The organism is Streptomyces sp. NPDC005728, assembly GCF_040630895.1.
Lineage (GTDB): Bacteria > Actinomycetota > Actinomycetes > Streptomycetales > Streptomycetaceae > Streptomyces.
In genome coordinates this window covers 1-26,013 of record NZ_JBEXYL010000001.1, presented here as the reverse complement: position 1 = coordinate 26,013, position 26,013 = coordinate 1, and the positions used below count along the sequence as shown (strand labels likewise).

Genomic DNA, 26,013 nt, shown 5'->3' with positions numbered 1-26,013 from the left:
ACGTTCCGTCATGACCGCAGCTCCCGTGCTCGATCCGCAGCGCACCGCCCTCGTCCTCATCGACCTGATGGACCGCGTCGTCGCGCTGCCCCTCGAACCCCTCAAAGGCCCCGAAGTGCTCGCCAGGTCCGAGGAGCTGGCGGCCGCCTTCCGCAGTGCCGGCGCACTCGTCGTGCTGATCCGGGTCGAACGCCCCTCGGTCGCCGAACAACCGCCCGGCAGCGGCCTCGTGGCGGGGCTGCGCCGGGACGGCGACCTGGAGATCGTCAAACGCACCATCGGCGGCTTCCACGGCACAGGCCTGGACGAGCGGCTGCGTGAACGCGGCATCCGCACCCTGGTGTTCGGCGGCGTGTCCACCAACCTCGGCGTCGAGTCCACCGCCCGCGCCGCCGCCGACCTCGGCTACGAACTCGTCTTCGTCGCGGACGCCATGTCCGCCTTCACCGCCGCCGAGCACGAGGCGTCCGTCCGGCTCGACTTCCCGCGACTGGGCACGGTCGTGACCGCCTCCCAGGTACGCCTCGCCACCGACTGAACCCTCACACCAGCACCCCGCCCCCGTCCACGAGCACCACCGACCCGGTGCTGTAACCACCGCGCATCAGGTACAGGTACGCCTCCGCCACATCCGCCGGCTCGCCGACCCGCCCCACCGGCAGCGACTCGGCGGACGAACGGTACAGCCACTCCCGCTCGGCCTCCGGCAGCTCCCGCCACAGCTCGGTGCGTACCACCCCGGGCGAGACCACATTGACCCGAACCGGCGCCAGTTCCACGGCCAGCGCCCGGGTCAGGGACTCCATCGCCCCGCACAGCGCCGCCGCAGCGGTCGTCCCCGGCATCGGACGCCGCCCCACCGTCCCGGTGGTCAGCACCACCGACCCGCCCTCACGCACCGAGCCGGCACCGTACTTCACCGCCGCGTACGCACCCCACAACCGCGTCTCCAGGAACCGCCGGGCCCGCCCGAGATCCGTCCCGGCCGGACTCTCCAGCACCAGCGACTCGCCTGCCGTGTACACCAGGTGGTCGAAGCCGCCGACCCTCTCGAAGAAACCGCGCACCGCCTCCTCGTCCGTCGCGTCCAGCACACACCCCTCGGCGTTCCCGGGCAGCCGCTTCAGCGCCGCGTCCACACTCTCCTGCCGGCGCGAAGCGACCACCACCTCGGCACCCTCCCGCGCCGCACCCTCGGCGACCGCGAGCCCGATGCCCGACGTACCCCCGATGACGACGACGCGCTGTCCCTGCAGATCGATGGGAAGTCCCTCTCCAAGCCGGTGTTCCATCTCGTTCGGACGGTTTCCAGCCTGCGGCCGTGAGGGTACGGCCGTCCAAGACCTCTTCTGCCGACGGCGATTCCCTGGAGGTATCGCCACCGGAGTCACGGAAGGGGCGGCCATGGACCTGGACCTCAGAAAGGTCCGCTGCTTCGTGGCGGTCGCCGAACTGCTGCACTTCGGCCGCGCCGCCGAGCAGCTGCACATCGCCCAGCCCGTGCTCAGCCGTCAGATCCGTGCGCTGGAGAAGGACTTGGGCGCCGAACTGCTCGTACGCGACAGCCACGGCGTGACATTGACCGACGCCGGACGGCAACTCCTCGACGACGGACGCCAGTTGCTCGCCACCGCCGACGGGACACGCCGCCGGGTCCTCAGGGCCGCACGCGGGCCCAGACGGCTCGTCGTCGGCTTCCGCGCAGGGGTCGTCGTCACCCACGCCCTGCGCGCCTTCTCGGCCGCCCACCCCCACGCCGAGGGCAACGCCCGCCGCGTCGAGTGGGACGACCAGGAGCGGCTGATCCTCGACGGTACCGTCGACGTCGCCTACGTACGACGACCGGTCCAGGAGGACGGGCTGGAACTGCGCCCCCTGTACGGCGAACCCCGGGTCGCCATGCTCCCGGCCGGCCACGGCTGGCCGGCAAGCAGGAGCTGTCGCTCGCCGACCTCGACGGCGAGACCTGGCTCCGGTACTCCGACCCCCGGCCGGGCGACCTGCCCATCCGCACCATCGAGGAGAAGTTCGAATGCGTGGCCGCGGGCACCGGCATCACGCTCGTCCCGCGCTCCGTCGCCGAGCAGTACTCCCGCCCGGGCATCAGCTACGTACCGGTCACCGACGCCGAGCCCGACCAGGTGCTGCTGGCCTGGGCGGCCGGCCGGCACTCACCCCTGGTCGCGGCGTTCGCCGAGGTGGCGGCGGTGAGGGCGGTGGCGGGCAGGGCGGCCGGGGGCGGCTGAGGCGGGGCCCCTCGGGCGCAGGGGGCGCTCCCCGCCGTTCGGGGCCCCGCCGCCGTGCCGCGGGGAACCGGTCAGCCCTGGGCGGCCGCGGCCCGCAGGGCGACGCGGTCCTCGCCCGCGTACACGTTCATCGAGCTGCCCCGCAGGAAACCCACCAGGGTCAGACCCGTCTCGACGGCCAGGTCCACCGCCAGCGACGACGGCGCCGAAACCGCCGCCAGTACCGGGATCCCCGCCATCACGGCCTTCTGCGCCAGCTCGAACGAGGCCCGGCCGGAGACCAGCAGAACCGTCCGCGACAGCGGCAGCTCCCCGTGCTGCAACGCCCGCCCGACCAGCTTGTCGACCGCGTTGTGCCGGCCCACGTCCTCCCGTATGTCCAGCAGTTCCCCGGCCTCGCTGAACAGCGCGGCGGCGTGCAGCCCCCCGGTCCGGTCGAACACCTGCTGGGCCGCACGCAGCCGGTCGGGGAGGCTCGCCAGCAGCTCGGGGGTGACCCGGACCGGGGGGTTGTCGGCGATCGGCCAGCGGGCCGTCGTCCGTACGGCGTCCAGGCTGGCCTTGCCGCACAGCCCGCACGAGGACGTGGTGTATACGTTCCGCTCCAGGCTGAAGTCCGGCAGCGCGATGCCCGGGGCGGTCTTCACGTCGACCACGTTGTAGGTGTTCGAACCGTCTGCGGTCGCCCCCGCACAGTAGACAATATTCTGCAGATCGGATGCAGTCGCCAGGACACCCTCGCTCACCAGGAACCCCGCCGCCAGCGCGAAGTCGTCGCCCGGCGTACGCATGGTGATCGCCAGCGGTTTCCCGTTCAGCCGGATCTCCAGGGGTTCCTCGGCGACGAGCGTGTCCGGCCGCGTGGAGAGGGCCCCGTCGCGGATGCGGAGGACCTTGCGTCGTTCCGTGACTCGTCCCATGTCCTGATCAGCCCCGGTTCTGTACGTGCTGGTAGCCGAAACGGCCCTTGATGCAGAGATTGCCGTGGGTCACCGGGTTGTCGTGCGGCGAGGTGACCTTCACGATCTCATTGTCCTGCACATGGAGCGTGAGGTTGCAGCCCACTCCGCAGTATGCGCACACCGTGGTCGTCTCGGTCTGCCGTGACTCGTCCCAGGTACCCGCTGCCCGCATGTCGAACTCCGACCTGAACGACAGCGCCCCCGTCGGACACACCTCGATGCAGTTCCCGCAGTACACGCAGGCGGAGTCGGTCAGCGGCGCATCGTGCTCGACGGCGATCCGCGCGTCGAAGCCCCGCCCGGCGACCGAGATCGCGAAGGTGTTCTGCCACTGGTCGCCGCAGGCGTCGACGCACTTGTAGCACAGGATGCACTTGTCGTAGTCGCGCACGTACAGCTCGTTGTCGAGCTTCGGCTCCTCGTTCAGCCGGGCCGCGCCGGGGCCGAAACGGTCCGGCTTCGCCTCGTACTCCTTGATCCACCCGGCGACCTCCGGAGTCGTCGACAGGTCGACCGAGGAGGCCAGCAGCTCCAGCACGATCCTGCGGCTGTGCCGGGTCCGCTCGGTGTGCGTGCGGACCTCCATCCCGGGCTCGGCCCTGCGCGAGCAGGCCGGTACGAGCGTCCGTGACCCCTCCACCTCCACCACGCACACCCGGCAGGCGTTCTTCGGCCGCAGCGTGTCGCCCTCGCACAGGGTCGGGACGTCCTTGCCCGCCGCCCGGCACGCGTCCAGGACGGTCGAGCCCTCCGGCACCCGGACCTGCTCGCCGTCGAGGGTGAACTCCAGAAGCCGGCGCGGGATCCCCAGCGGTGTGACGGTCATTCGTACGCCCCCAGACGGTCGATGGCGGATTCCACGGCGTTCCAGGCGGTCTGCCCCAGACCGCAGATCGAGGCGTCCCGCATCGCCCGCCCCACGTCGCGCAGCAGGGCGATGTCGTCGGCTGCCCCGGCGCCCGTACGCTCGACGATCCGGGCCAGCGCCTCCTCCTGCCGGACCGTCCCGACCCGGCACGGCACGCACTGCCCGCAGGACTCGTCGCGGAAGAACTCGGCGATGCGCAGCAGCAGGCGCGGAAGCGGCACGGTGTCGTCGAACGCCATGACCACGCCGGAACCGAGCGTGGTCCCGGCCTCCCGCGTCCCCTCGAAGGTGAGCGGGACGCCGAGTTCGTCGGGCCGGACGAAGCCGCCGGCGGCACCGCCCAGCAGCACCGCCCGCAACCGGTCCCGTACCCCGGCCAGGGCCAGCAGCTCGCCGAGCGTCGCACCGAACGGCAGCTCGTACACGCCGGGCCGCTCCACGCTGCCCGACACGCAGAACAGCTTGGGCCCGGTGGACCGCCCCGTGCCGATCGCCGCGTACGCCGGTGCCCCCATCGTCAGGATCGGCAGCACGTTGACCAGCGTCTCCACGTTGTTCTCGACCGTGGGCTTGCCGAACAGGCCCCTCTCCACAGGGAACGGCGGCTTGGAGCGGGGCTCGCCCCGGTAGCCCTCGATGGAGTTGAACAGGGCCGTCTCCTCGCCGCAGATGTACGCGCCCGCCCCGCGCCGGATCTCGATGTCCAGGCGGTAGCCCTGGCCGAGGATGTCGTCGCCGAGGAGGCCACGGGCGCGGGCCTGGTCGATCGCATACTGCAGACGGCGTACGGCTCGCGGATATTCACCACGGATGTATACAAAAGCCCGGTGTGCGGATATTGCATACGACGCGATCGTGACCGCCTCCACGAGCGCGTACGGGTCGCCCTCCATCAGCACCCGGTCCTTGAAGGTGCCCGGTTCGGACTCGTCCGCGTTGCACACCACGTAGTGCGGATGGTCCGGCTGGGACGCCGTGGCCTGCCACTTGCGGCCGGTGGGGAAGGCCGCGCCGCCGCGTCCGACCAGCCCCGAGTCCGTGACCTCCCGGATCACCCCGGCGGGACCCAGCTCGAAGGCCCGGCGCAGGGCGGTGTAGCCGCCGTGCGCCCGGTAGTCGTCCAGTGAGGACGGATCCACCACACCGACACGGCGCAGCAGCACCAGCGACGGATCGCCCGCCTGGGGGACCGCCGTCACCGCCGACGGCTCCTCGGGCGCCGCGTCCGGCGCGCTCGCCGCGAGGACGGCCGCCTCCACGGCCGCGGGCGCCGACACCGCCGTACGCACCGGATCGCCCGCCCGGACCGCCAGGGCCGCCGGGGCCCGCTCGCACAGCCCCAGACAGGGGCTGCGCTCGATGCTCACCCCGCTGCCCGGGCCGAGCCGCGCCTCCACTCCGGCGCACAGCTCGCCCGCCCCGGCGGCCATGCAGGCCAGGTCCGTGCACATGTGCAGAACAGTGGCCGGGCGCGGCGTCACCGAGAACATCGCGTAGAACGTGGCCACGCCGTACGCCTCCGCCGGCGGCACGGTCAGCCGCCGGCACAGGTAGCCCAGGGCGCCCTCGCTGATCCAGCCGATCCGGTCGTTGACCGCGTGCAGCCCGGGCAGCAGCAGATCACGCCGGTCGCGGGCCGCCCGGCCGCCGCGCGCCCACCTCAGGTCGGCGTCCGTACGGTCGCCGCCCTCCCAGGAGGACTCCGCAGGGCCCAACAACGCGTCGACGGCGGCCCGTTCCTCGTCCGTCGGCTTGCTGTCACCGAAGTGCAGATCCACGCCCTCACCTCACGTACGTCACGGCCGGCAGCTTCTCGATCCGGATCGCCGACGCCTTGAACTCCGCCGTCCCCGCGATCGGGCAGTTCGCCTCGATCGTCAGCTGGTTGGTGTCCACCTCGTCGGGAAAATGCATGGTCATGAAGGCGAGGCCGGGCCTGAGCGCGGTGTCGATCCACACCGGCGCCACCACCGACCCGCGCCGCGAGGACACCCGCACCTCCTCACCCACCACGACCCCGTACCGCTCGGCGTCCTCCGGGCACAGCTCGACGTACTCGCCGCGCCGCATCGGAGAGGCGAAACCACCGCTCTGCACACCGGTGTTGTACGAGTCCAGACGCCGTCCGGTGGTGAGCCGGATCGGGAACTCCTCGTCCGTGAGATCCACCGGCGGATCGTGCTGCACCAGCCCGAACGGCGCTGCCGGCCCGCGCCTTTCCGGGTCCTTCTCCCACAACCGGCCGTGCAGATAGGCGGGTTCGAGTCGCTGGGTGCTCGGGCACGGCCACTGGATGCCCTGGTGCTCCTCCAGCCGCTCGTACGTCATCCCGTAGTGGTCCGGGGACACCGAGCGCAGCTCGTTCCACACGGCCTCCGCGTCGGCGTACTTCCAGTCGTGGCCGAGCCGGAACGCCAGTTCACAGAGGATGTCGATGTCCTCACGGGCCTCGCCGGGCGGGGTCACGGCACGGCGCACCCGCTGTACCCGCCGCTCGCTGTTGGTGGTCGTGCCCTCCGTCTCCGCCCATCCGGCGGTCGCCGGCAGCACCACGTCCGCCAGCTCGGCCGTCTTCGTGAGGAAGATGTCCTGCACGACGAGGAAGTCCAGCGCGCGCAGCCGCCGTACGGCCTGCTCGCTGTCGGCCTCCGACTGCGCAGGGTTCTCCCCGATGCAGTAGACGGCCCGCAGGGAGCCCTCCTCCATCGCCTCGAACATCTCCGTCAGGGTCAGCCCGTAGTGCGGCTGGATGACGGTGTCCCAGGCGGACTCGAACTTCAGCCGGGTGTCCGCGTCGAGGATGTCCTGGAAGCCGGGCAGCCGGTTGGGGATCGCGCCCATGTCGCCGCCGCCCTGCACGTTGTTCTGCCCACGCAGCGGCTGCAGACCGGAGCCGTACCGGCCGACATGGCCGGTCAGCAGGGACAGGTTGATCAGCGCGCGCACGTTGTCCGTGCCGTTGTGGTGCTCGGTGATGCCGAGCGTCCAGCACAGCTGGGCCCGCTCGGCACGGGCGTAGGCGTGCGCCAACTCCCTGATGGCGCGGGCCGGTACGCCCGTCACCTTCTCCGCCAGCGACAGCGTCCACGGCTCGACCAGCTTGCGGTACTCCTCGAAGCCCGAGGTCGCCCGCTCGACGAACGCCTCGTTGACCAGGCCCGCACGGATGATCTCCCGGCCGACGGCGTGCGCCATCGGGATGTCGGTGCCGACGTTCAGCCCGAGCCAGCTCTCGGCCCACTCGGCGGTGGACGTCCGTCGCGGGTCGACCGCATACAGTCGACCGCCGTTCCTGATCCCCTTCAGCACGTGCTGGAAGAAGATCGGATGGGCGAAGCGGGCGTTGGAGCCCCACATCACGATGACGTCGGTGTGCTCGATCTCCGCGTACGACGACGTGCCGCCGCCGGAACCGAACGCGGCCGACAGGCCCGCGACGCTCGGGGCGTGGCACGTCCGGTTGCAGGAGTCGACGTTGTTGGTGCCCATCACGACCCGGGCGAACTTCTGCGCCACATAGTTCATCTCGTTGGTGGCGCGGGCGCAGGAGAACATCCCGAACGCCCCCCGGTGGCGCGCGAGGCCCCGCGCGGCCCGGTCCAGCGCCTCCTCCCAGGCCGCCTCCCGGAACGGCTCGTCACGGGAGTCGCGCACCAGGGGACGGGTGAGCCGGGTGTAGGTCTTGGGCTGCCGATTCCTCATGCGGCGCTCCTCAACGCGAGCAGGTCCGAGATGGCGTGCACGGTGCGCAGTGTGGGCACCGGCACTCCGGTGATCTCCGCGAGTTCGACGACGGCCGCGAGCAGCACGTCGAGTTCCAGCGGCTTGCCGCGCTCCAGGTCCTGGAGCGTGGAGGTGCGGTGGTCGCCGACGCGTTCCGCGCCCGCGAGCCGCCTCTCGATGGAGACCCCGACCTCGCAGCCCAGCGCCTCGGCGACGGTGAGGGTCTCACGCATCATCGTCTCGATGACCCGGCGGGTGCCGCCGTGCAGGCACATCTGCCGCATCGTCGCGCGGGCCAGGGCGCTGATCGGGTTGAAGGAGATGTTGCCGAGCAGCTTGACCCAGATGTCGCTGCGCAGGTCCTGCTCCACCGGGCACTTCAGGCCGCCGGCCTTCATCGCCTCGCTGAAGTCCAGACAGCGCGCGGAGACGCTGCGGTCGGGCTCCCCGACGGAGAACCGGGTGCCTTCCAGGTGCCGCACGACGCCCGGCGACTGCAGTTCGGTCGCCGCGTAGACGACACAGCCGATGGCCCGCTCGGGCGCGAGGACGGCGCTGACGGCGCCGCTCGGGTCGACGCTCTCGACGCGGTGGCCGTCGTAGGGGCCGCCGTGCCGGTGGAAGTACCACCAGGGGATGCCGTTCTGGGCGGCCACCACCGCCGTGCGCTCGTGCATCAGCGGCCGGATCAGCGGCCCGCATGCCGCGTACGCGTTGGCCTTCAGGCCCAGGAACACGAAGTCGGCCGGGCCGACCTCGGCCGGGTCGTCGGTGGCCTGGGGGTACGCGGTGAAGTCGCCGCGCGGGCTGAGCACGCGTACCCCGTACTGCCTCATGGCCGCGAGATGCGGTCCACGGGCGATGAGATGCACATCGGCGCCCGCGCGGTGGAGCGCGGCACCGACGTAGGCGCCGATCGCTCCGGCGCCGAGGACTGCGACTTTCACGGGAGCACTCCGTTCGGTTTGAGGGATACCGCGGAGGTGGGGGAGGAGGTGCCGGAACCTGACGGCTGAATCCTGTCGACGAAATATTGTCTACAGTATGGAGCTAGCCGCAGCAAGGGTTCGCGCGACGACCGTTGAGCGCATTCCGCATACCGTTCACCGCATACGGTCGACCCTGCGCCTTCTCAACTCCCGCGCCCCGCCCTACCGTCCGGCGTCATGAGCAGCCCCCCTGTCGCACCCCCGGGCTGGAGCCGCTGGCTCGTCCCGCCCGCAGCCCTCTCCGTCCACCTGTCCATCGGCCAGGCCTACGCCTGGAGCGTGTTCAAGCCGCCGCTCGAATCCGCACTGGATCTCGACGGCACCCAGAGCGCGCTGCCCTTCCAGCTGGCAATCGTGATGCTCGGGCTGTCGGCCGCGTTCGGCGGCACGCTCGTCGAGCGCAACGGGCCGCGCTGGGCGATGACCGTGGCCCTCGTCTGCTTCTCCTCCGGCTTCCTGATCTCCGCGCTCGGCGCCGAGACGAAGCAGTACTGGCTGATCGTCCTCGGCTACGGCTTCGTCGGCGGGATCGGCCTCGGGATCGGCTACATCTCGCCCGTCTCCACCCTGATCAAGTGGTTCCCCGACCGGCCCGGCATGGCCACCGGCATTGCCATCATGGGCTTCGGCGGCGGCGCGCTGATCGCCTCGCCCTGGTCCGCCCAGATGCTGGAGTCCTTCGGCACCGGCCACTCCGGGATCGCGCTCGCGTTCCTCGTGCACGGACTGTCGTACGCCGTGTTCATGACGCTGGGCGTGCTCCTCGTGCGTGTGCCGCGCACGGAGAAGCCCGTCGAGGGCGGGCCGGCCGCCGCCGGCGGCGTGCAGGTCTCCGCCCGCAGCGCCGTGCGCACCCCGCAGTTCTGGTGCCTGTGGGTGGTCCTGTGCATGAACGTGACCGCCGGAATCGGCATCCTGGAGAAGGCCGCGCCGATGATCACGGACTTCTTCGCGGACAGCTCCACCCCGGTGTCTGCCTCGGCCGCTGCCGGCTTCGTCGCGCTGCTGTCGGCCGCCAACATGGCCGGCCGGATCGGCTGGTCCTCCACCTCCGACCTGATCGGGCGCAAGAACATCTACCGCGTCTACCTCGGCGTCGGCGCCTCGATGTACCTGCTGATCGCGCTGTTCGGGGACGCCTCGAAACCGCTGTTCGTCCTGTGCGCGCTGGTGATCCTCTCCTTCTACGGCGGCGGCTTCGCGACGATCCCCGCCTATCTGAAGGACCTCTTCGGCACCTATCAGGTCGGCGCCATCCACGGCCGGCTGCTCACCGCCTGGTCCACGGCCGGCGTGCTCGGGCCGCTGATCGTCAACTGGATCGCCGACCGGCAGGAGGCGGCCGGGAAGCACGGCTCGTCGCTGTACGGGCTGTCGTTCGGCATCATGATCGGCCTGCTCGTCGTCGGTTTCGTCGCCAACGAACTCGTCCGTCCCGTCCACACCCGCCACCACGTCCCCGCCCCGAGGGAGGCCGCAGATGCCCAGCGACAGCAGCCCGCCTAGCCGGCGGGGCCTGATCGCCCTCGCCTGGCTGTGGGTGGGAGCGCCCCTCGCCTACGGGGTGTACGAGCTCGTCCAGAAGGCGACGCAGCTGTTCACGGCGTGAGTGCTCGGGCGTCCGAGGGTCTGAGGGAAGCCGACAACTCGGGCGCCCGATTCCTGTGGCTTCACCTGCCGCCGTACTCGCGAGTCACTGATCAGACTGGTGGATCCCGCTACCCAAGGCAACGAGGGGGACCCCTGTCATGCACGGCTCGCGCATCGCCGCCATCGGTCACTACCAGCCAGCCAAGGTGCTCACCAACGACGAGCTGGCGGGCATGGTCGACACCAGTGACGAGTGGATCCGCAGCCGGGTGGGCATCCGGACCCGGCACATCGCGGGCCCGGACGAACCGGTCGACGAACTCGCCGCGCACGCCGCCGCCAAGGCCCTGGCCGCCGCCGGACTCGCTGCGCACGACATCGACCTGGTGCTCGTGGCCACGTCCACCGCGATCGACCGCTCCCCGAACACCGCCGCCCGGGTGGCCGCCCGGCTCGGCATCCCGCAGCCGGCCGCGATGGACGTCAACGTCGTCTGCGCCGGCTTCACCCATGCCCTCGCCACCGCAGACCACACGGTCCGGGCGGGCGCCGCGAGCCGGGCGCTCGTCATCGGCGCCGACAAGATGTCCGCGGTCACCGACTGGAGCGACCGCACCACCTGCGTCCTGGTCGGGGACGGGGCCGGGGCCGCCGTGGTCGAGGCGTGCGGGCCCGGCCAGGAGCCCGGGATCGGGCCGGTGCTGTGGGGATCGGTGCCGGAGATGGGCAACGCGGTGCGCATCGAGGGCACCCCGCCGCGGTTCGCCCAGGAGGGGCAGAGCGTCTACCGCTGGGCCACCACCCAGCTGCCGCCCATCGCCCGGCGGGCCTGCGAGAGGGCCGGCATCGACCCCGCCGACCTCGCCGGGGTCGTCCTGCACCAGGCCAACCTGCGCATCATCGAGCCGCTCGCCCAGAAGATCGGCGCCGTCAACGCCGTGATCGCCCGCGATGTCACCGAATCGGGCAACACCTCCGCGGCCAGCATTCCGCTCGCGCTGTCCAAGCTGATCGAGCAGGGCGCCGTCCGCAGCGGCGACCCGGTGCTGCTGTTCGGCTTCGGCGGCAACCTGTCGTATGCCGGTCAGGTCGTACGGTGCCCGTGAGGCCGACCGCGAAGGCGTCGTCCGCGGGGGCGTGCGGGGCGGCGTGACGCGCTCAACTCCCGCTTCCTCTGGCTTTTGTGCACCGTAGACTGTAGACGAAAGACAATTCATAGTGGGCAGTCCACCGTGTACCGCATACAGCCTGCTGTGTACGGCAGCCAGCCCAGGAGGGGGACCGTGATGTTGTCGACCGGACTGCCGCAGGGAGCCGTGCCCAAACTGGAACGGCCCGGCCCGCTGCGTGACCGTGTCTACGAGGCACTGCTGGAGCTGATCACCACCCGCGCTCTCCATCCCGGCCAGCACCTGGTGGAGAGCGAACTCGCCGGTCACCTGGGTGTCTCCCGGCAGCCGGTCCGCGAGGCGCTGCAGCGGCTGAACACCGAGGGCTGGGTCGACCTGCGGCCCGCGCAGGGCGCCTTCGTCCACGAGCCCACCCAGGAGGAGGCCGACCAGCTCCTGACGGTCCGCACTCTCCTGGAGGCGGAGGCGGCCCGGCTGGCCGCCCTGAACGCCGACAAGGCGGGTATCGACGCCCTCCGGGACATCGTGGAGCAGGGTCGGCTGGCCGTCGCCGCCAACGACGTCACCCAGGCGGTCGCCCTGAACGCCGCCTTCCACGCCAAGATCATGGAACTGGCCGGCAATACGGTCCTCGCCGGGCTGGCCGCCCAGGTCGACCGCCGGGTCCGCTGGTACTACACCCCCGTGGCCCGTCTGCGCGGCGGCACCTCCTGGCAGGAGCACGAGGAGCTGATCTTCGCCATCATCGACCGGGACGAACAGCGCGCCACCCGCCTGATGCGCGAGCACACCGAGCACACGCGGCAGTCGTACCACGAGCAGAGCGCTTCCTGAGCAGCGTCCGCTACACGCCGGCCAGGTGCCGGGCCGCCGGTGCCGTCGTGCACCGGCGTGCCTCCACCCCCAGCATCCCCGTCAACACCGCCACCAGGAGCAGCAGTTCGGCGTAGGCGGGGAGACGGGTGGCCGGCAGGGTGGTCAGGAGGGCGACGAGGGAGCCGGCGGCGCGGTAGCGGACCGGGCGGAGGTTCAGGGTGGCGCGGAAGGCCGCGTCGCCCGCCAGGAACAGGGCCACGCCGCCCGCCAGTGCCAGTGCCGGGCCTCCGTGGGGGTGGTCGCCGAGGTGGCCGAGGGTCTTCTTCATGCCGGCGGCGAGGTAGGCGATGCCCAGCAGCATGGGCAGGAAGGCGTAGTAGTAGGCGTTCATCGCCAGCCGCCACCGCCGCGGCGCCGGTGTGGCGCGGAAGGCGGCCTCCGCGCCCTCCTCGTCCCGGACGAAGTACGTCCACCACAGCGCGACCGCGACGGCGAGTGCGAGGAACGCGCCGCCGAACAGGCCCGGGGTGAGCGGCAGATCGCCGATGCCGACGCCGATGGAGATCACGGACTCGCCGAAGGCGATGATCAGCAGCAGCCCGTGCCGCTCCACGAAGTGCGCCGGGTCCAGGGTGCCCAGCTGCACTCGGAGCGTCGCCGCGCTGCGGCCGTCCCGGCGGCCCGGCCCGTGCTCGGCGACGAACGGCGTCACGAACTGCAGGACGACCGCGAGCAGCCACAGACCGTCCGCGGCGAGGCCGTTGGTGCCGCCCGCGGCCGTCACGGAGAGGGCGGCCAGCGCGTTCGGGACGCCGTACCAGACGGAGTCCCAGCCGTGGCTGCGTGTGTACAGCGTCGTGTGCACGATCACCACGAGCAGGAAACCCAGGCCGAAGACCACGCCGGTGTCGTCGAAGACCCGGGGGATCGCCAGCGCGCACACCAGGAACGCGCCCATGCCGAGCATCAGCAGCAGCCGCCGCGACGGGCGGTCCGGCGGCACCTGGTTGGTGAGGTAGGCGTAGGCGCCGTACATCCAGAACAGCACGACGAGGATCAGTGCCACGCGGCCGGCCGTGGCGAACGACAGGTCGTGCGCCAGCAGCACGGTGAGCTGGGTCAGCGTGAAGACGAAGACCAGGTCGAAGAAGAGTTCCAGGGTGGTGACCCGGCGGCCCGGCTCCTGGGCCGGTCCGGGCATGTCTGTGGTGTCCATGCGGTGTTCCCCCTCCGGTGATCGGTGAGCCGATCGTAGAGGGGGAACACCGGGCGGGACGCGGGGAGATGGAGCCGGTCGTCAGGCGGCCGGCTGCGGCTGTGCGGTCGGCACGACCGTCCCGTCCCTGCGGCCCGGCTGCCGCAGCAGCAGGGCGACCGCCGCTGCCGCCATCGACACGCAACCGGCCAGCGCGTACGCCCCGTTGTAGCCCCAGGCGCCGACCACCATCGAGCCGAGGCCGCCGCCGAACAGGCCGCTGACGAGCTTGCCGCTGTACACCAGGCCGTAGTTGCTGGCGTTGTAGTTCTCGCCGAAGTAGTCCGGGGTGAGCGCCGCGAACAGCGGGTAGAACGCGCCCCCGCCGAACCCGGAGAGGAACGCGAAGAACAGGAACAGCCACTCGCTCCTGACGTCGCCCGCCCAGATCACCCCGAACTGGGCGAGCCCCAGGACGACGATGACGAACACGAGGGTCGGCTTGCGCCCCCAGCGGTCGGACAGCCAGCCCACCACGCCCCGTCCGACCCCGTTGATGACCGCCATCACGCCCATCGAGGAGGCCGCGACCAGCGGGCCGAAGCCCACGTCCTTGGCGAAGTCGACCTGGAAGGAGATGCCGAAGATGGAGACTCCCGCGGTCATCACGATGCAGATCCACATCAGCGGGAGCATGCCGGTGCGGATCGCCTCCTTCGGCGTGAACTGCCGTACGGCGGGCGGGTTCTTGGCGAGGGACGTGGTGCTCTGCATGTCGCCGGAGAAGGTGAGCGGGTCGATGTCGGCCGGCCACCAGTTCTTCGGCGGGTCCTTGAAGAAGAACGCCGAGGCGGCCACCACGATCAGGATGTAGCAGCCGATCAGGTCCAGGACCCGGTGGTAGTTCGCGGTGTCGAAGGCGTAGTTGAAGATGAAGATGAAGGGCAGGGAGCCGTACGCGAAGCCGCCGTTGACGAAACCCGTGCGGGCGCCGCGCCGTTCGGGGAACCACTTGCCGACCATGTTGATGCACGTCGCGTACACCAGCCCGGCGCCTACCCCGCCGACGACGCCGAATCCGAGGATCGCCAGCCAGACGTTGCTGAGATGAGACAGAGCCAGGAATCCGATCAGGCACATACCGGATCCTGTATACATCGCCCTGCGGGCGGTCAGGATGCCCTTCTCCCGCAGCCACCCCGCCGGGAAGGCGATGCCGGCCTGGAAGAACACCCAGACGCTCAGGATCCAGAAGGTGTTGGACTGCGTCCAGCCGTGCGCGTGGGAGAGGGTGTCCTCCGCGGAGCCGTACGCGTACTCGAAGACGCTGATCGCCATCATGGCGATCCACGGCAGGTACACCATGATCTTGCGGGAGTGGCCGAGGATGTCCCGGTCACTCTCCCCGATCCGGTACACGCGCCCGTGCGCGTCGGTCACTTCACGGTACGGCCGCGGGCCGGCACCGGTGCTGTTCGTGGCTATCGGGTCTGCCGTCATGTCACGCCATCTCCTCGCCGAGCGGATGCGGGTTGGGGACGATGCGCCGGGCGTTCGGCCTGCCCGGTGCCTTGAGGAAGAGGGCCAGCACCGCGGAGGCCAGACCGATGGAGCCCGCGAGGACGAACGCGCCGTGGTAGTCCCACTCGCCGACGACGACCGCGCCCAGACCGGAGCCGACCAGGCCCGAGATCAGCTTCGAGCTGTAGACCATTCCGTAGTTGGTGGCGTTGTTGTTCTCACCGAAGTAGTCCGCCGTCATCGCCGCGAACAGCGGGAAGATCGCCCCGCCGCCGAACCCGGAGACCATGGAGCAGAACAGGAAGAACGGCATGCTGCCCATCTGGCCGGAGACCAGCACCCCGAACTGCGCGCTACCCAGCACCAGACACACGATGATCAGCGTCTGACGGCGGCCGTAGCGGTCGGAGATCCAGCCGATGACGCCCCGCCCGGTGCCGTTGACGATGGCCTTCAGGGACATCGCCGTGGCCACGATCCCGCCGGCGAAGCCCATGTCCTTGCCGAACGGAACCTGGAAGGCGATGCCGAAGATGTTGATGCCGGCCGTGCACAGCAGACAGAACCACATCATCCACAGGACGGGGGTCCGGGCGGCCTCCTTGGGGGTGTACTGCTTGACCGCGGGCGGGTTCTTCTCCAGGGCCCGCCGGATCTTCGGGTCCGCGGTGGCCTTCAGCGGGTCGACGTGCGCCGGCCACCAGTTCTTCGGCGGATCCCGGAAGAACCAGCCCGCCGTGGCCACCACCAGGCACAGGCCGACCCCGACCGCGGAGAACACCGTCCTGTAGTTGCCCAGGTCCAGGTACGAGGTGAAGAGGAACACGAACGGCACGGACCCGTAGGCGAAACCGCCGTTGACGAAGCCCGTCTTGCCGCCCTTGCGCTCCGGATACCACTTGCCGACCGTGTTCACGCAGGTTGCATACACAAGACCGGCGCCGATACCACTGCATGCACCGAAGCCGAGATAGGCGACGAAGACATGCGGCGCGAAGGCCAGCGCCACATAGCCCAGCAGCGTCCCCACCGCGCCGATCAGCATGGCCGTACGGGCGGGAAGCCGTCCGCTCTCCCGCAGCCGCCCGGCCGGAAAGGCCACGGCCGCCTGGAAGAACACCCAGACGCCCATCAGCCAGAAGATGTGCCCGCTGCTCCACAGATGCGCCTCGTGGAGCGTGTCCTCCGCCGACGTGAACGCGTACTCGGCGGAACTGATGCCCATCATGCCCACCCAGGGCAGGATGACCATCCACTTCCGTGTCCGGCCCATCAGATCGACGTCTCTCTCGCCGACCCGGTACACGCGGCCGTTGCGGTCCGTCACCTCCCTGTAGGGAACGGACCTCGAATAGTCGGTGGTTTTCATCCCTGCTCAGCACCCCTTGCGTCGAAAGCTCTGGCCAGCGCCCCCTGTCCAATGCCTTTCGTGCGCGCACGGGTCCCGGGGCCTGCCGACGCGCACCGTCGGCCGGCCCCTGCTCCCTCACCTCATGAACCGCCCCCCGACAACCCTGCCGCCCGCGCCCACCGGTACTTCGCGCCGAGCACGGCCACCGGCCGCTCGGTCGTGTACGGGTACGCGACGACCCCTCGCTCGAACAGGTACTGGCAGGCCTCCTCGACCTCGACGTCCCCCGCGAGGGACGCCACGACCGGCTTCTCGACGCCCCGCTCGCGGAACTCGGCGACCACACGCGCGGTCAGCTCGGCGAACACCATCGGCGGTGTGACGATCGTGTGCCAGTAGCCGAGCACGAGCGCATGGATCCGCGGGTCCTCCAGACCCAGCCGGATCGTCGCCTCGTACGTCGACGGCGGCTCGCCCCCGGTGATGTCCACGGGGTTGCCGGCCGCCCCGAACGGCGGGATGAACCGGCGGAACGCCTCGTCCAGGTCGGGCGGGATCTCCATCAGGGACAGCCCGTTGTCGGTCACCGCGTCGGACAGCAGCACGCCGCTGCCGCCCGCCCCGGTGATGATCACGACGTTGTCGCCCTGGGGGGCGGGCAGGACGGGCAGGGCGCGGGCGTACTCCAGCATGTCGTTGAGGCCGGGTGCCCGGATGACACCGGCCTGCCGGAGGATGTCGTCGTACACCGCGTCGTCGCCCGCGAGTGCACCGGTGTGCGATCCGGCAGCCTTCGCGCCCGCCGCCGTACGGCCCGCCTTCAGCACCACGACCGGCTTCTTCGGCACGGTCGCGCGGGCCGCCTCCACGAACGCCCGCCCGTCCTTGAGGTCCTCCAGGTGCATGGCGATGCACTCGGTGTGCGGGTCCTCGCCGAACCAGGTCAGCAGGTCGTCCTCGTCCAGGTCGGACTTGTTGCCGAGGCCGACGATCGCCGACACGCCCGTCTTCGTGGTGCGGGCGAAGCCCAGGATGGCCATGCCGATTCCGCCGGACTGCGAGGTCAGCGCCACACCGCCCTTGACGTCGTACGGCGTGCAGAACGTGGCGCACAGGTCCTGCCAGGTGGAGTAGTAGCCGTAGATGTTCGGGCCGAGCAGGCGGACGCCGTGCCGTTCGGCGATCCGCACGATCTCCGCCTGGAGTTCGTGCTCGCCGGTCTCCGCGAAACCGGAGGGGATGAGGACGGCGTTGGGGATCTTCCTGCGTCCCACCTCCTCCAGGGCCGCGGCCACGAACTTGGCGGGAATGGCGAAGACGGCCACATCCACCTCACCGGGAACGTCCGTGACACTCTTGTACGCCTTGCGGCCCAGAATGTCATCGGCCTTGGGGTTCACCGGATGGATCTCCCCGGAGAAACCGCCGTCGATGAGGTTGCGCATCACCGAATTGCCGATCTTGCCCTGCTCGTTGGAGGCGCCGATGACGGCGACGGAGGAGGGCTGCATCAGCCGACGCATCGTCGACAGGATCTCGTCGCGTGTATACCGTCGACGGGATGGTGTCGGCGATTTTGCGAGGATCACCCGGATGTCGGCGGCCATCGCGCCCTCCGGTGTCGCGATCACCGGGTTGAGGTCCACCTCGGCGATCTCCGGGAAGTCCGCGACCAGTTGGGACACGCGCCGGATCTGCTCGGCGACCGCCCACCGGTCCACGCCCGCCTGCCCGCGCACCCCGCGCAGGATCTCCGCCGACCGTATGGAGTCGAGCATCGACAGCGCCTCGTCTGCCGACACCGGCGCGAGGCGGAACGTCACGTCCTTCAGCACCTCGACCAGCACCCCGCCGAGCCCGAACGCCACGACCTTCCCGAAGGTGGGGTCGGTGACCGCGCCGACGATGACCTCCTGCCCCTGGGGCAGCAGCTCCTGCACCTGCACGCCGTCGATGCGGGCCGCCGCGTCGTAGGCGCGCGCGTTCTCGACGATCCGGCAGAACGCGGCCCGTACGTCCGGCGCTCCCTCCACCCCGACGACCACACCGCCGGCGTCGGTCTTGTGCAGGATGTCCGGCGAGACGATCTTCATCACGACGGGCCCGCCGAAACGTGCCGCTGCGGCCACCGCCGCGTCGACGTCCCGGGCCAGTTCCTCTCCCGGTACGGCGATCCCGTACGCGTCGGCGATCACCTTGCCCTCGGGCGCGGTCAGTGCGGTACGGCCCTCGGCGCGCACGGTGTCGAGGAGCGACCGCACCCTCAGCACCCGGTCTTCGGACATCACGTCAGATCACTCCGTTCGACTTCAGCAGGCGCAGCTCCTCGTCGCCGAGGCCCAGTTCGCCGATGTAGACCTGTTCGTTGTGCTCGCCGAGCAGCGGGGATGCGGTCACCTCGACGGGGGAGTCGGAGAGTTTGAGCGGGCTGCCGACGGTGACGAACTCGCCACGCTCGGGGTGCGGGACGCGCACCACCATTTCGTTGGCGGCCAGCGAGGCGTCCTCGATGATCTCCTTCGTGGACAGGATCGGCCCGCACGGGATGTTGTGGGCGTTCAGCCGCTCCAGCACCTCCCACTTGGGGAGCGTGGACGACCACTCCTCGATCAGCTGGAACATCTTGCTCAGCTTCGGCAGCCGGGCCTCGGGGGTCGCCCACTCGGGGTCGTCGGCGAGTTCGGGCCGGCCGATCAGTGTGCTGACCGGCTTCCAGCCCACGGGCTGGACGATGACGTACACGTAGTCGTTCGGCCCGCCCGGCGCGCACTTGACCGCCCAGCCCGGCTGGCCGCCGCCGGACGCGTTGCCCGAACGGGGAACCTCGTCGCCGAAGTCCTCGTTGGGATATTCAGCGAGGGGGCCCTGTGCCAGGCGTTGCTGGTCGCGCAGCTTCACCCGGCACAGGTTGAGTACAGCGTGCTGCATGGCCACGTTGACCCGCTGCCCACGCCCGGTGTGCTCCCGCTGGTACAGCGCCGCGAGTATCCCCGCCACGGCGTGCACCCCCGTCCCCGAGTCCCCGATCTGGGCTCCCGTCGCCAGCGGCGGCCCGTCCTCGAAACCGGTGGTCGCCATCGACCCGCCCATGGCCTGCGCGACGACCTCGTACGCCTTGAACTCGGTGTACGGCCCGTCCCCGAACCCCTTGATGGAGGCATAGACGATCCGCGGATTGATCTCCCTGATGCGGTCCCAGGTGAACCCCATGCGGTCGACCGCGCCCGGCCCGAAGTTCTCGACCATGACGTCCGAGCGCCGGATCAGCTCGGTGAGGATCTCCTTGCCGCGCTCGGTCTTGGTGTTCAGGGTGATGCTCCGCTTGTTGCAGTTGAGCATCGTGAAGTAGAGCGAGTCGACGTCCGGCAGGTCCCGCAGCTGCTTGCGGGTGATGTCGCCGGTCGGCGCCTCCAGTTTGACGACGTCGGCACCGAGCCAGGCGAGCAGCTGGGTGGCGGAGGGCCCGGACTGGACGTGCGTCATGTCCAGGACGCGGATGCCGTCGAGTGCCGTGCTGGGCGTTCCGGTCATGAGGGCCACCTCACTTGTACATGGTCTGGTTCATGGTTCCGGGGGCGTACGCGTCCGGGTCGACCCAGACGTTGATCAGCGACGGCTTGCCCGACTCGCGGGCGCGGCGCAGGGCGGGGCCGATGTCGGCGGGGTCGCGGACCTCCTCGCCGTAGCCGCCCAGCAGCTGCGCGAACTTGTCGTACGCCACGTCGCCGAGAGTGTTGCCGACCCGTTCGCGCTCCTTGCCGTACTTGGCGGCCTGGCCGTAACGGATCTGGTTCATCGAGGAGTTGTTGCCGACGATGCCGACGAACGGGAGGTCGTAGCGGACGAGGGTCTCGAAGTCCCAGCCGGTGAGGGAGAACGCGCCGTCGCCGAAGAGGGCGACGACCTCCTTGTCGGGGCGTGCCTGCTTGGCGGCGAGCACGAAGGGGACGCCGACGCCGAGCGTGCCGAGCGGGCCCGGGTCCATCCAGTGGCCGGGCGATTTGGGCTGGACCACCTGCCCGGAGAAGGTGACGATGTCGCCGCCGTCGCCGATGTAGATCGAGTCCTCGGTGAGGAAGTCGTTGATCTCGTTGACCAGCCGGTACGGGTGGATGGGGGAGGCGTCCGAGCGCAGCTGCGGCAGCCGCTTCTCGATCGCGGTCTGTTCGGCGGCCCGCAGTTCGTCCAGCCACTCCTTGCGCCTGGACGCACCACCGTTGAGGCGTCCCGAGGCCGCTTCGGTCACGGACTTCAGCACCAGGCCGGCGTCGCCGACGATGCCGAGGTCGACGTCCCGGTTCCTGCCGACGGTGCGGTAGTCCAGGTCGATCTGGACGACCGTGGCGTCGGGGGACAGCCGCTTGCCGTAGCCCATGCGGAAGTCGAACGGGGTGCCGACGATCACGATGACGTCGGCGTGGGAGAACGCGTACCGGCGGGAGAGCTGGAAGTGGTGCGGGTCGCCGGGCGGGAGCGTGCCGCGGCCCGCTCCGTTCATGTACGCCGGGATGTTGAGGGTGCGGACGAGGTCGATGGCGGCCTCGGTGCCGCGGGTCGTCCACACCTGGCTGCCCAGCAGGATCGCGGGATTCTCGGCGTGCACCAGCAGGTCGGCGAGTTTCTCGACGGCCTCCGGGTCGCCGGCCGTGCGGGTCGAGGCGCGGTAGGCGCCGGGCCGGGGCACGCGCGCCCGGTCCGCCGGCACCTTCGCGTCCAGGACATCGCGGGGGATCTCCAGGAAGGAGGGGCCGGGCGCACCGTGGTAGCACTCGCGGAACGCCATCGACACCATGTCAGCGGCCCGCGCCGTGTCCGGGACCGTCGCCGCGAACTTGGTGATCGGTGCCATCATGTCGACGTGCGGCAGGTCCTGCAGGGACCCCATCTTGTGCTGGGTGAGCGCCCCCTGGCCGCCGATCAGCAGCATCGGGGACTCCGCGCGGAAGGCGTTGGCGACCCCGGTGACCGCGTCCGTGGTGCCGGGGCCCGCGGTGACCACCGCGCAGCCCGGTTTGCCGGTGATGCGGGCGTAGCCGTCGGCGGCGTGCGCGGCGACCTGCTCGTGCCGTACGTCGACGACTTCTATGCCCTCGTCGACGCAGCCGTCGTAGATGTCGATGATGTGGCCGCCGCACAGGGTGTAGATGCGGTCGACTCCCTCGGCCTTCAGTGCCTTGGCGACGAGATGACCACCGGAGATCACGTCCTGGGTGTCGTCGGGCATGACGAAGTCCTGTCCCTTCGTTCAGGGGTGGGAACGCGCTGGTGGAGCGCGTCCACGGGTCACTGCATACGATCGACTGTCGATTGCATACAGTCGACGAATACTGTATGAAGCTTGTTATCCCGCATCCGGTGGGTGGTGTCCAGGGGGCGTGCGGCACTTTTCAGTCATCGGAGTTCGGCCTCTCGATGGCTTCGCAGACAGGAGCCGAAGTGGACCTGTACGAACACCAGGCAAGGGAACTCTTCGAGGAACACGGCATCCCGGTGCCCCGGGCGGAGATCACCGACTCGCCCAAGGAGGCCCGCGAGATCGCACGCCGGCTCGGCGGCCGCGTCGTGGTCAAGGCGCAGGTGAAGACCGGCGGCCGGGGCAAGGCGGGCGGAGTGAAGCTCGCCGCCGACCCGGCGGCGGCCGAGCTGACCGCCCGGCAGATCCTCGGCATGGACATCAAGGGCCACACCGTCGGCAAGGTGATGCTGGCCCAGCCCGTCGACATCGACAGCGAGTTCTACGTCTCCTACGTCCTCGACCGTGCGGCGGGCCGTTTCCTCGCGATCGCCTCCGCCGAGGGCGGCATGGAGATCGAGGAGGTGGCCGCGTGCCGGCCTGAGACGGTCGCACGGATCCTCGTCGACCCGGTCGAGGGCGTCACCTCGGCCAAGGCCGCCGAGATCGCCGACGCGGCCGGGCTGCCGCCGCGGACCGTCGACGTCCTCGTGCGGCTGTGGCAGGTGCTGGTCCGCGAGGACGCGCTGCTCGTCGAGGTCAACCCGCTCGTGCGCACCCGCCGGGGCGACATCCTCGCCCTCGACGGCAAGGTCACCCTGGACGACAACGCCCGCTTCCGGCAGGCACGTTGGGGCGACGGGCCGCAGGAGCACCACGATCCGCTGGAGGTGGAGGCCGCCGCCCGCGGCCTCAACTACGTGAAGCTCGACGGTGAGGTCGGCGTCATCGGCAACGGCGCGGGCCTGGTCATGTCGACTCTCGACGTGGTCGCCGGCAGCGGTGCGCGGCCCGCCGACTTCCTCGACATCGGCGGCGGAGCCTCCGCCCGGATCATGGCCGACGGGCTGTCGGTGATCCTCTCCGACCCGGCCGTGAAGTCGGTCTTCGTCAACGTCTTCGGCGGGATCACCGCCTGCGACGCCGTCGCCGACGGGATCGTGTCGGCGGTCGACAGTATCCGGCTGACCAAACCGCTGGTCGTCCGCCTCGACGGCAACAACGCCGCCCGGGGCCGCGCGATCCTGCGGGATCGCGCGCACCCGCTGGTCGAACAGGTCACCACCATGGACGGCGCCGCCCGCCGGGCCGCCGAACTCGCTCGTACCGCCTGAGGAGGGGGAACATGGCCATCCATCTCACCAAGGAGAGCAAGGTCCTCGTCCAGGGCATGACCGGCGGCGAGGGCATGAAGCACACCCGGCGGATGCTCGCGGCCGGCACGGACGTCGTCGGCGGGGTGAACCCGCGCAAGGCCGGCCGGACCGTCGACTTCGACGGGCAGACCGTACCCGTCTTCGGGTCGGTCGCCGACGGTATGCAGTCGACCGGAGCCGATGTCACCGTCGTCTTCGTCCCGCCGGCCTTCGCCAAGGCCGCCGTCATCGAGGCCGCGGACGCCCGCATCCCGCTGGCCGTCGTCATCACCGAGGGCATCCCGGTCCACGACACCGTCGCCTTCACCGCGTACGCCGCCGAGCGCGGCACCCGGATCATCGGCCCCAACTGCCCCGGCCTGATCACCCCCGGCCAGTCCAACGCCGGCATCATCCCCGCCGACATCACCAAGCCGGGCCGCATCGGCCTCGTCTCCAAGTCGGGCACGCTCACCTACCAGCTGATGTACGAGCTGCGCGACATCGGCTTCTCCACCTGTGTCGGCATCGGCGGCGATCCCGTCGTCGGCACCAGCCACATCGACTGCCTGGCCGCCTTCCAGGACGACCCCGACACCGAACTCGTCGTCCTCATCGGGGAGATCGGCGGTGACGCGGAGGAGCGCGCGGCCGCCTACATCCGTGAGCACGTCACCAAGCCCGTCGTCGGCTACATCGCCGGGTTCACCGCGCCCGAAGGCCGGACCATGGGGCACGCGGGCGCCATCGTCTCCGGCTCGGCCGGTACGGCGCAGGCGAAGAAGGAGGCGCTGGAGGCGTCGGGCGTCCGGGTGGGCAGGACCCCGACCGAGACGGCGGAACTCGTCCTCGCCCAGCTCGCCGAAGCGCAGTGACGTCACTCATAGTCGGCGCGCGGCGACTGTCGGCTTCCAAGACTCATCGGTAACTTCTTCGGTCACGTCGGCGGCTCCCAAGTAGGGCGTCTCGCCGTCCGGCGCGCACGTCCGGCGAAATCGTCCGGCGAAATCGTCCGGCGCACGACGGTGCGAGCCGTCGTGCGCCGGACGGCCCCGCACCTTCATGCACTCCCGCACCCTCGTGTACTCCCGCACCTTCATGCACTCCCCGGCTTCCTCGCACTCCCTCGACTTCACGCACCCCCTGGACCGTGCACCGAGAGCGGAGCATCCGAATGGCACCCACCCTCACCCTCAAAGCCGGAACGTCCTGGGCCGAGGCCTGGCAGCGCTGCCTCGCCGCCGCGCCCGAAGCGTTCCGTGACGACCGTGTCCTCAACCTCTGGAACGCCGCCTGGCAGGCGGACGGCCGGGCGCTGCCCGCCATCAGCCCTGTCGACGGCAGCCCGATCGCGGGCCCTCCCCGGCTGGACCGGGCCGCAGCCCGGCAGGCCGTGCGGGCCTCGCTCGACCAGCACCGCGCCTGGCGGAACGTCCCGCCGGCCGAACGCCGTGCGCGGGTCGCGGCCGCCCTCGACGCCCTCACGGCACACCGCGAACTCCTCGCCCTGCTGCTCGTCTGGGAGATCGGCAAGCCCTGGCGGCTCGCCCAGGCGGACGTCGACCGCGCCGTCGACGGGGTCCGCTGGTACGTGGACGGCATCGAGCCGATGATCGCCGGCCGGGCACCGCTGGACGGCCCGGTGTCCAACATCGCCAGCTGGAACTACCCGATGAGCGTCCTCGTCCATGCCCTGCTGGTGCAGGCGCTCGCGGGCAACGCGGTCATCGCCAAGACCCCGACCGACGGCGGAGTCGCCTGCCTGACCCTCGCGTGCGCGCTCGTCGCCCGCGAGGGGATACCCGTCACCCTGGTCAGCGGCAGCGGGGGCGAGCTGTCGCAGGCGCTGGTGCGAGCACCCGAGATCGGCTGCGTCTCCTTCGTCGGCGGCCGCGACACCGGCGCCGCCGTCGCCACGGCCGTCGCCGACCTCGGCAAACGGCACGTACTGGAACAGGAGGGCCTGAACACCTGGGGCATCTGGAACTACTCGGACTGGGACGCGCTCACCGCGGTCGTCCCGAAACTCTTCGACTACGGCAAACAGCGCTGCACCGCCTACCCGCGCTTCGTCGTCCAGCGGGACCTCTTCGACGCGTTCCTCTCGGCCTACCTGCCGGCGGTCCGCAGGGTCCGCGTCGGCCACCCCCTGGCGGTGGAGCGCAGGGACGACCCGTGCCCGGAACTGGACTTCGGCCCGCTGATCAACGCGGCCAAGGCGAAGGAGCTGCGCGACCAGGTCGCGGAGGCCGTCGACCGGGGCGCCGTCCCCCTGTACCGCGGCAAGGAGGCCGACGCCCGCTTCCTGCCCGGGCAGGACACCTCGGCCTACGTCCACCCGGTCACCCTGCTCAATCCTCCCCGCTCCTCCCCGCTCCACCACGCGGAACCCTTCGGCCCGGTCGACACGATCGTCCTGGTCGACACGGAGGCGGAGCTGCTGGCGGCGATGAACGCGTCCAACGGCGCCCTGGTCGCGACCCTGTCCACCGACGACAGGGCCACGTTCGAGCGGCTGGCGCCGCAGATCCGCGCCTTCAAGGTCGGCCACGGCAAGCCCCGCTCCCGCGGCGACCGCGACGAACTGTTCGGCGGCTTCGGCGCGTCCTGGCGCGGGGCCTTCGTGGGCGGTGAGTTGCTGGTGCGCTCCGTCACCCGGGGCCCGGCGGGGGAGCGGCTGCCCGGGAACTTCCCGGAGTACCAGCTGATGCCCTGACCCGCGCGTTCCTGCGCACCGTGCACGTCCGCTCACCTGCCGTACCACCCCGGCGGCCGTGGCCCTCAGACCGGCCCGGCCGCCGCTCAGCGCACGGATACGCAGGTGAAACGCACTCCGAAACCTTGGTATTGTTGTCCATGTCGCCGCGGGGAACAGCCCCGTCAAGGCGGCAGACACCTGGTCCGGGTGGCGGAATGGCAGACGCGCTAGCTTGAGGTGCTAGTGCCCTTTATCGGGCGTGGGGGTTCAAGTCCCCCCTCGGACACCATCACCACAGACGACAACGCGACGAGCACCCCGACCTGGCGGTCGGGG

At 70.6% G+C, this 26,013-nt stretch carries 20 protein-coding genes, 1 tRNA gene and 1 pseudogene; 10 read left to right on the top strand and 12 right to left on the bottom strand.

Translation table 11 applies throughout. The annotated features are described in order from the left end of the window. The first annotated feature begins 10 nt into the window (after window positions 1-10). Window positions 11-538: an isochorismatase family protein gene (locus tag ABZ471_RS00110; RefSeq protein ID WP_359060646.1), complete on the top strand. Its 528-nt coding sequence runs from the start codon at window positions 11-13 to the stop codon at window positions 536-538. Between the two features lie 4 nt (window positions 539-542). Here the strand turns inward: ABZ471_RS00110 and ABZ471_RS00105 are convergent, their stop codons facing one another. Further along, window positions 543-1,292, bottom strand: coding sequence for an SDR family oxidoreductase (locus ABZ471_RS00105; RefSeq protein WP_359060644.1), 750 nt, complete (start codon window positions 1,290-1,292; stop codon window positions 543-545). Between the two features lie 112 nt (window positions 1,293-1,404). Here ABZ471_RS00105 and ABZ471_RS00100 point away from each other — a divergent pair. Continuing rightward, window positions 1,405-2,246: pseudogene (locus ABZ471_RS00100) on the top strand (LysR substrate-binding domain-containing protein). Between the two features lie 71 nt (window positions 2,247-2,317). Here the strand turns inward: ABZ471_RS00100 and fdhD are convergent. Genes fdhD through ABZ471_RS00075 form a run of 5 tightly spaced genes read right to left on the bottom strand, consistent with a single transcriptional unit; the run spans window position 2,318 to window position 8,746 of the window. Beyond that, window positions 2,318-3,166: a formate dehydrogenase accessory sulfurtransferase FdhD gene (gene fdhD / locus ABZ471_RS00095; protein WP_359060642.1), complete on the bottom strand. Its 849-nt coding sequence runs from the start codon at window positions 3,164-3,166 to the stop codon at window positions 2,318-2,320. A 7-nt stretch (window positions 3,167-3,173) separates the two neighbouring features. After that, window positions 3,174-4,034: a 2Fe-2S iron-sulfur cluster-binding protein gene (locus tag ABZ471_RS00090; RefSeq protein WP_359060640.1), complete on the bottom strand. Its 861-nt coding sequence runs from the start codon at window positions 4,032-4,034 to the stop codon at window positions 3,174-3,176. Further along, the gene (locus tag ABZ471_RS00085) at window positions 4,031-5,854 is read right to left on the bottom strand and encodes an NADH-ubiquinone oxidoreductase-F iron-sulfur binding region domain-containing protein (RefSeq protein WP_359060638.1); all 1,824 of its coding nucleotides are present in this window, start codon (window positions 5,852-5,854) and stop codon (window positions 4,031-4,033) included. Before ABZ471_RS00085 ends, ABZ471_RS00090 begins: the two co-directional genes overlap by 4 nt. Before the next feature lie 4 nt (window positions 5,855-5,858). After that, entirely contained in the window at window positions 5,859-7,778 is a 1,920-nt protein-coding gene (locus ABZ471_RS00080; RefSeq protein ID WP_359060636.1) for a molybdopterin-dependent oxidoreductase, read from the bottom strand. Next, window positions 7,775-8,746 (bottom strand): 2-dehydropantoate 2-reductase, encoded by a 972-nt coding sequence (locus ABZ471_RS00075; RefSeq protein ID WP_359060634.1) that lies wholly within the window; start codon window positions 8,744-8,746, stop codon window positions 7,775-7,777. The genes ABZ471_RS00080 and ABZ471_RS00075 overlap by 4 nt, the downstream gene beginning before the upstream one ends. Window positions 8,747-8,965: 219 nt before the next feature. On the opposite strand from ABZ471_RS00075, the gene ABZ471_RS00070 reads away from it, so the two are divergent. The 4 genes from ABZ471_RS00070 to ABZ471_RS00055 all read left to right on the top strand — a co-directional run bounded on the left by ABZ471_RS00070 (window position 8,966) and on the right by ABZ471_RS00055 (window position 12,342). After that, window positions 8,966-10,294: an OFA family MFS transporter gene (locus ABZ471_RS00070; RefSeq protein ID WP_359060632.1), complete on the top strand. Its 1,329-nt coding sequence runs from the start codon at window positions 8,966-8,968 to the stop codon at window positions 10,292-10,294. Further along, window positions 10,269-10,397: a hypothetical protein gene (locus tag ABZ471_RS00065; RefSeq protein ID WP_359060630.1), complete on the top strand. Its 129-nt coding sequence runs from the start codon at window positions 10,269-10,271 to the stop codon at window positions 10,395-10,397. The genes ABZ471_RS00070 and ABZ471_RS00065 overlap by 26 nt, the downstream gene beginning before the upstream one ends. Before the next feature lie 139 nt (window positions 10,398-10,536). Beyond that, a complete protein-coding gene (locus tag ABZ471_RS00060; RefSeq protein ID WP_359060628.1) occupies window positions 10,537-11,484 on the top strand; it encodes a beta-ketoacyl-ACP synthase III in 948 nt (315 codons plus the stop codon). A 180-nt stretch (window positions 11,485-11,664) separates the two neighbouring features. Then, window positions 11,665-12,342 (top strand): GntR family transcriptional regulator, encoded by a 678-nt coding sequence (locus tag ABZ471_RS00055; RefSeq protein ID WP_359061258.1) that lies wholly within the window; start codon window positions 11,665-11,667, stop codon window positions 12,340-12,342. 10 nt (window positions 12,343-12,352) lie between these two features. Here ABZ471_RS00055 and ABZ471_RS00050 read toward each other — a convergent pair whose 3' ends face one another. From ABZ471_RS00050 to ABZ471_RS00025, 6 genes are all read right to left on the bottom strand, one after another. Beyond that, window positions 12,353-13,540, bottom strand: a complete 1,188-nt coding sequence (locus tag ABZ471_RS00050) for a low temperature requirement protein A (protein ID WP_359060626.1) — start codon at window positions 13,538-13,540, stop codon at window positions 12,353-12,355. Between the two features lie 81 nt (window positions 13,541-13,621). Next, on the bottom strand, window positions 13,622-15,019 hold the full coding sequence (locus ABZ471_RS00045) for an OFA family MFS transporter (protein WP_359060624.1): 1,398 nt from the start codon (window positions 15,017-15,019) through the stop codon (window positions 13,622-13,624). Window position 15,020: 1 nt separating this feature from the next. Then, the gene (locus ABZ471_RS00040; protein ID WP_359060622.1) at window positions 15,021-16,409 is read right to left on the bottom strand and encodes an OFA family MFS transporter; all 1,389 of its coding nucleotides are present in this window, start codon (window positions 16,407-16,409) and stop codon (window positions 15,021-15,023) included. 122 nt (window positions 16,410-16,531) lie between these two features. After that, window positions 16,532-18,676, bottom strand: coding sequence for an acetate--CoA ligase family protein (locus ABZ471_RS00035; RefSeq protein ID WP_359061256.1), 2,145 nt, complete (start codon window positions 18,674-18,676; stop codon window positions 16,532-16,534). A 4-nt stretch (window positions 18,677-18,680) separates the two neighbouring features. Beyond that, a complete protein-coding gene (frc, locus tag ABZ471_RS00030; protein WP_359060620.1) occupies window positions 18,681-19,922 on the bottom strand; it encodes a formyl-CoA transferase in 1,242 nt (413 codons plus the stop codon). 10 nt (window positions 19,923-19,932) lie between these two features. Continuing rightward, window positions 19,933-21,615 (bottom strand): thiamine pyrophosphate-binding protein, encoded by a 1,683-nt coding sequence (locus ABZ471_RS00025; protein WP_359060618.1) that lies wholly within the window; start codon window positions 21,613-21,615, stop codon window positions 19,933-19,935. 212 nt (window positions 21,616-21,827) lie between these two features. Here ABZ471_RS00025 and sucC point away from each other — a divergent pair, with 212 nt between their 5' ends. The 4 genes from sucC to ABZ471_RS00005 all read left to right on the top strand — a co-directional run bounded on the left by sucC (window position 21,828) and on the right by ABZ471_RS00005 (window position 25,966). Next, window positions 21,828-22,958, top strand: a complete 1,131-nt coding sequence (gene sucC / locus ABZ471_RS00020; protein WP_359060616.1) for an ADP-forming succinate--CoA ligase subunit beta — start codon at window positions 21,828-21,830, stop codon at window positions 22,956-22,958. 11 nt (window positions 22,959-22,969) lie between these two features. After that, entirely contained in the window at window positions 22,970-23,854 is an 885-nt protein-coding gene (sucD, locus tag ABZ471_RS00015) for a succinate--CoA ligase subunit alpha (protein WP_359060614.1), read from the top strand. A 299-nt stretch (window positions 23,855-24,153) separates the two neighbouring features. Beyond that, window positions 24,154-25,695: an aldehyde dehydrogenase family protein gene (locus ABZ471_RS00010; protein WP_359060612.1), complete on the top strand. Its 1,542-nt coding sequence runs from the start codon at window positions 24,154-24,156 to the stop codon at window positions 25,693-25,695. Between the two features lie 183 nt (window positions 25,696-25,878). Beyond that, window positions 25,879-25,966: transfer RNA gene (locus ABZ471_RS00005), tRNA-Leu, on the top strand. Window positions 25,967-26,013: the final 47 nt, after the last annotated feature.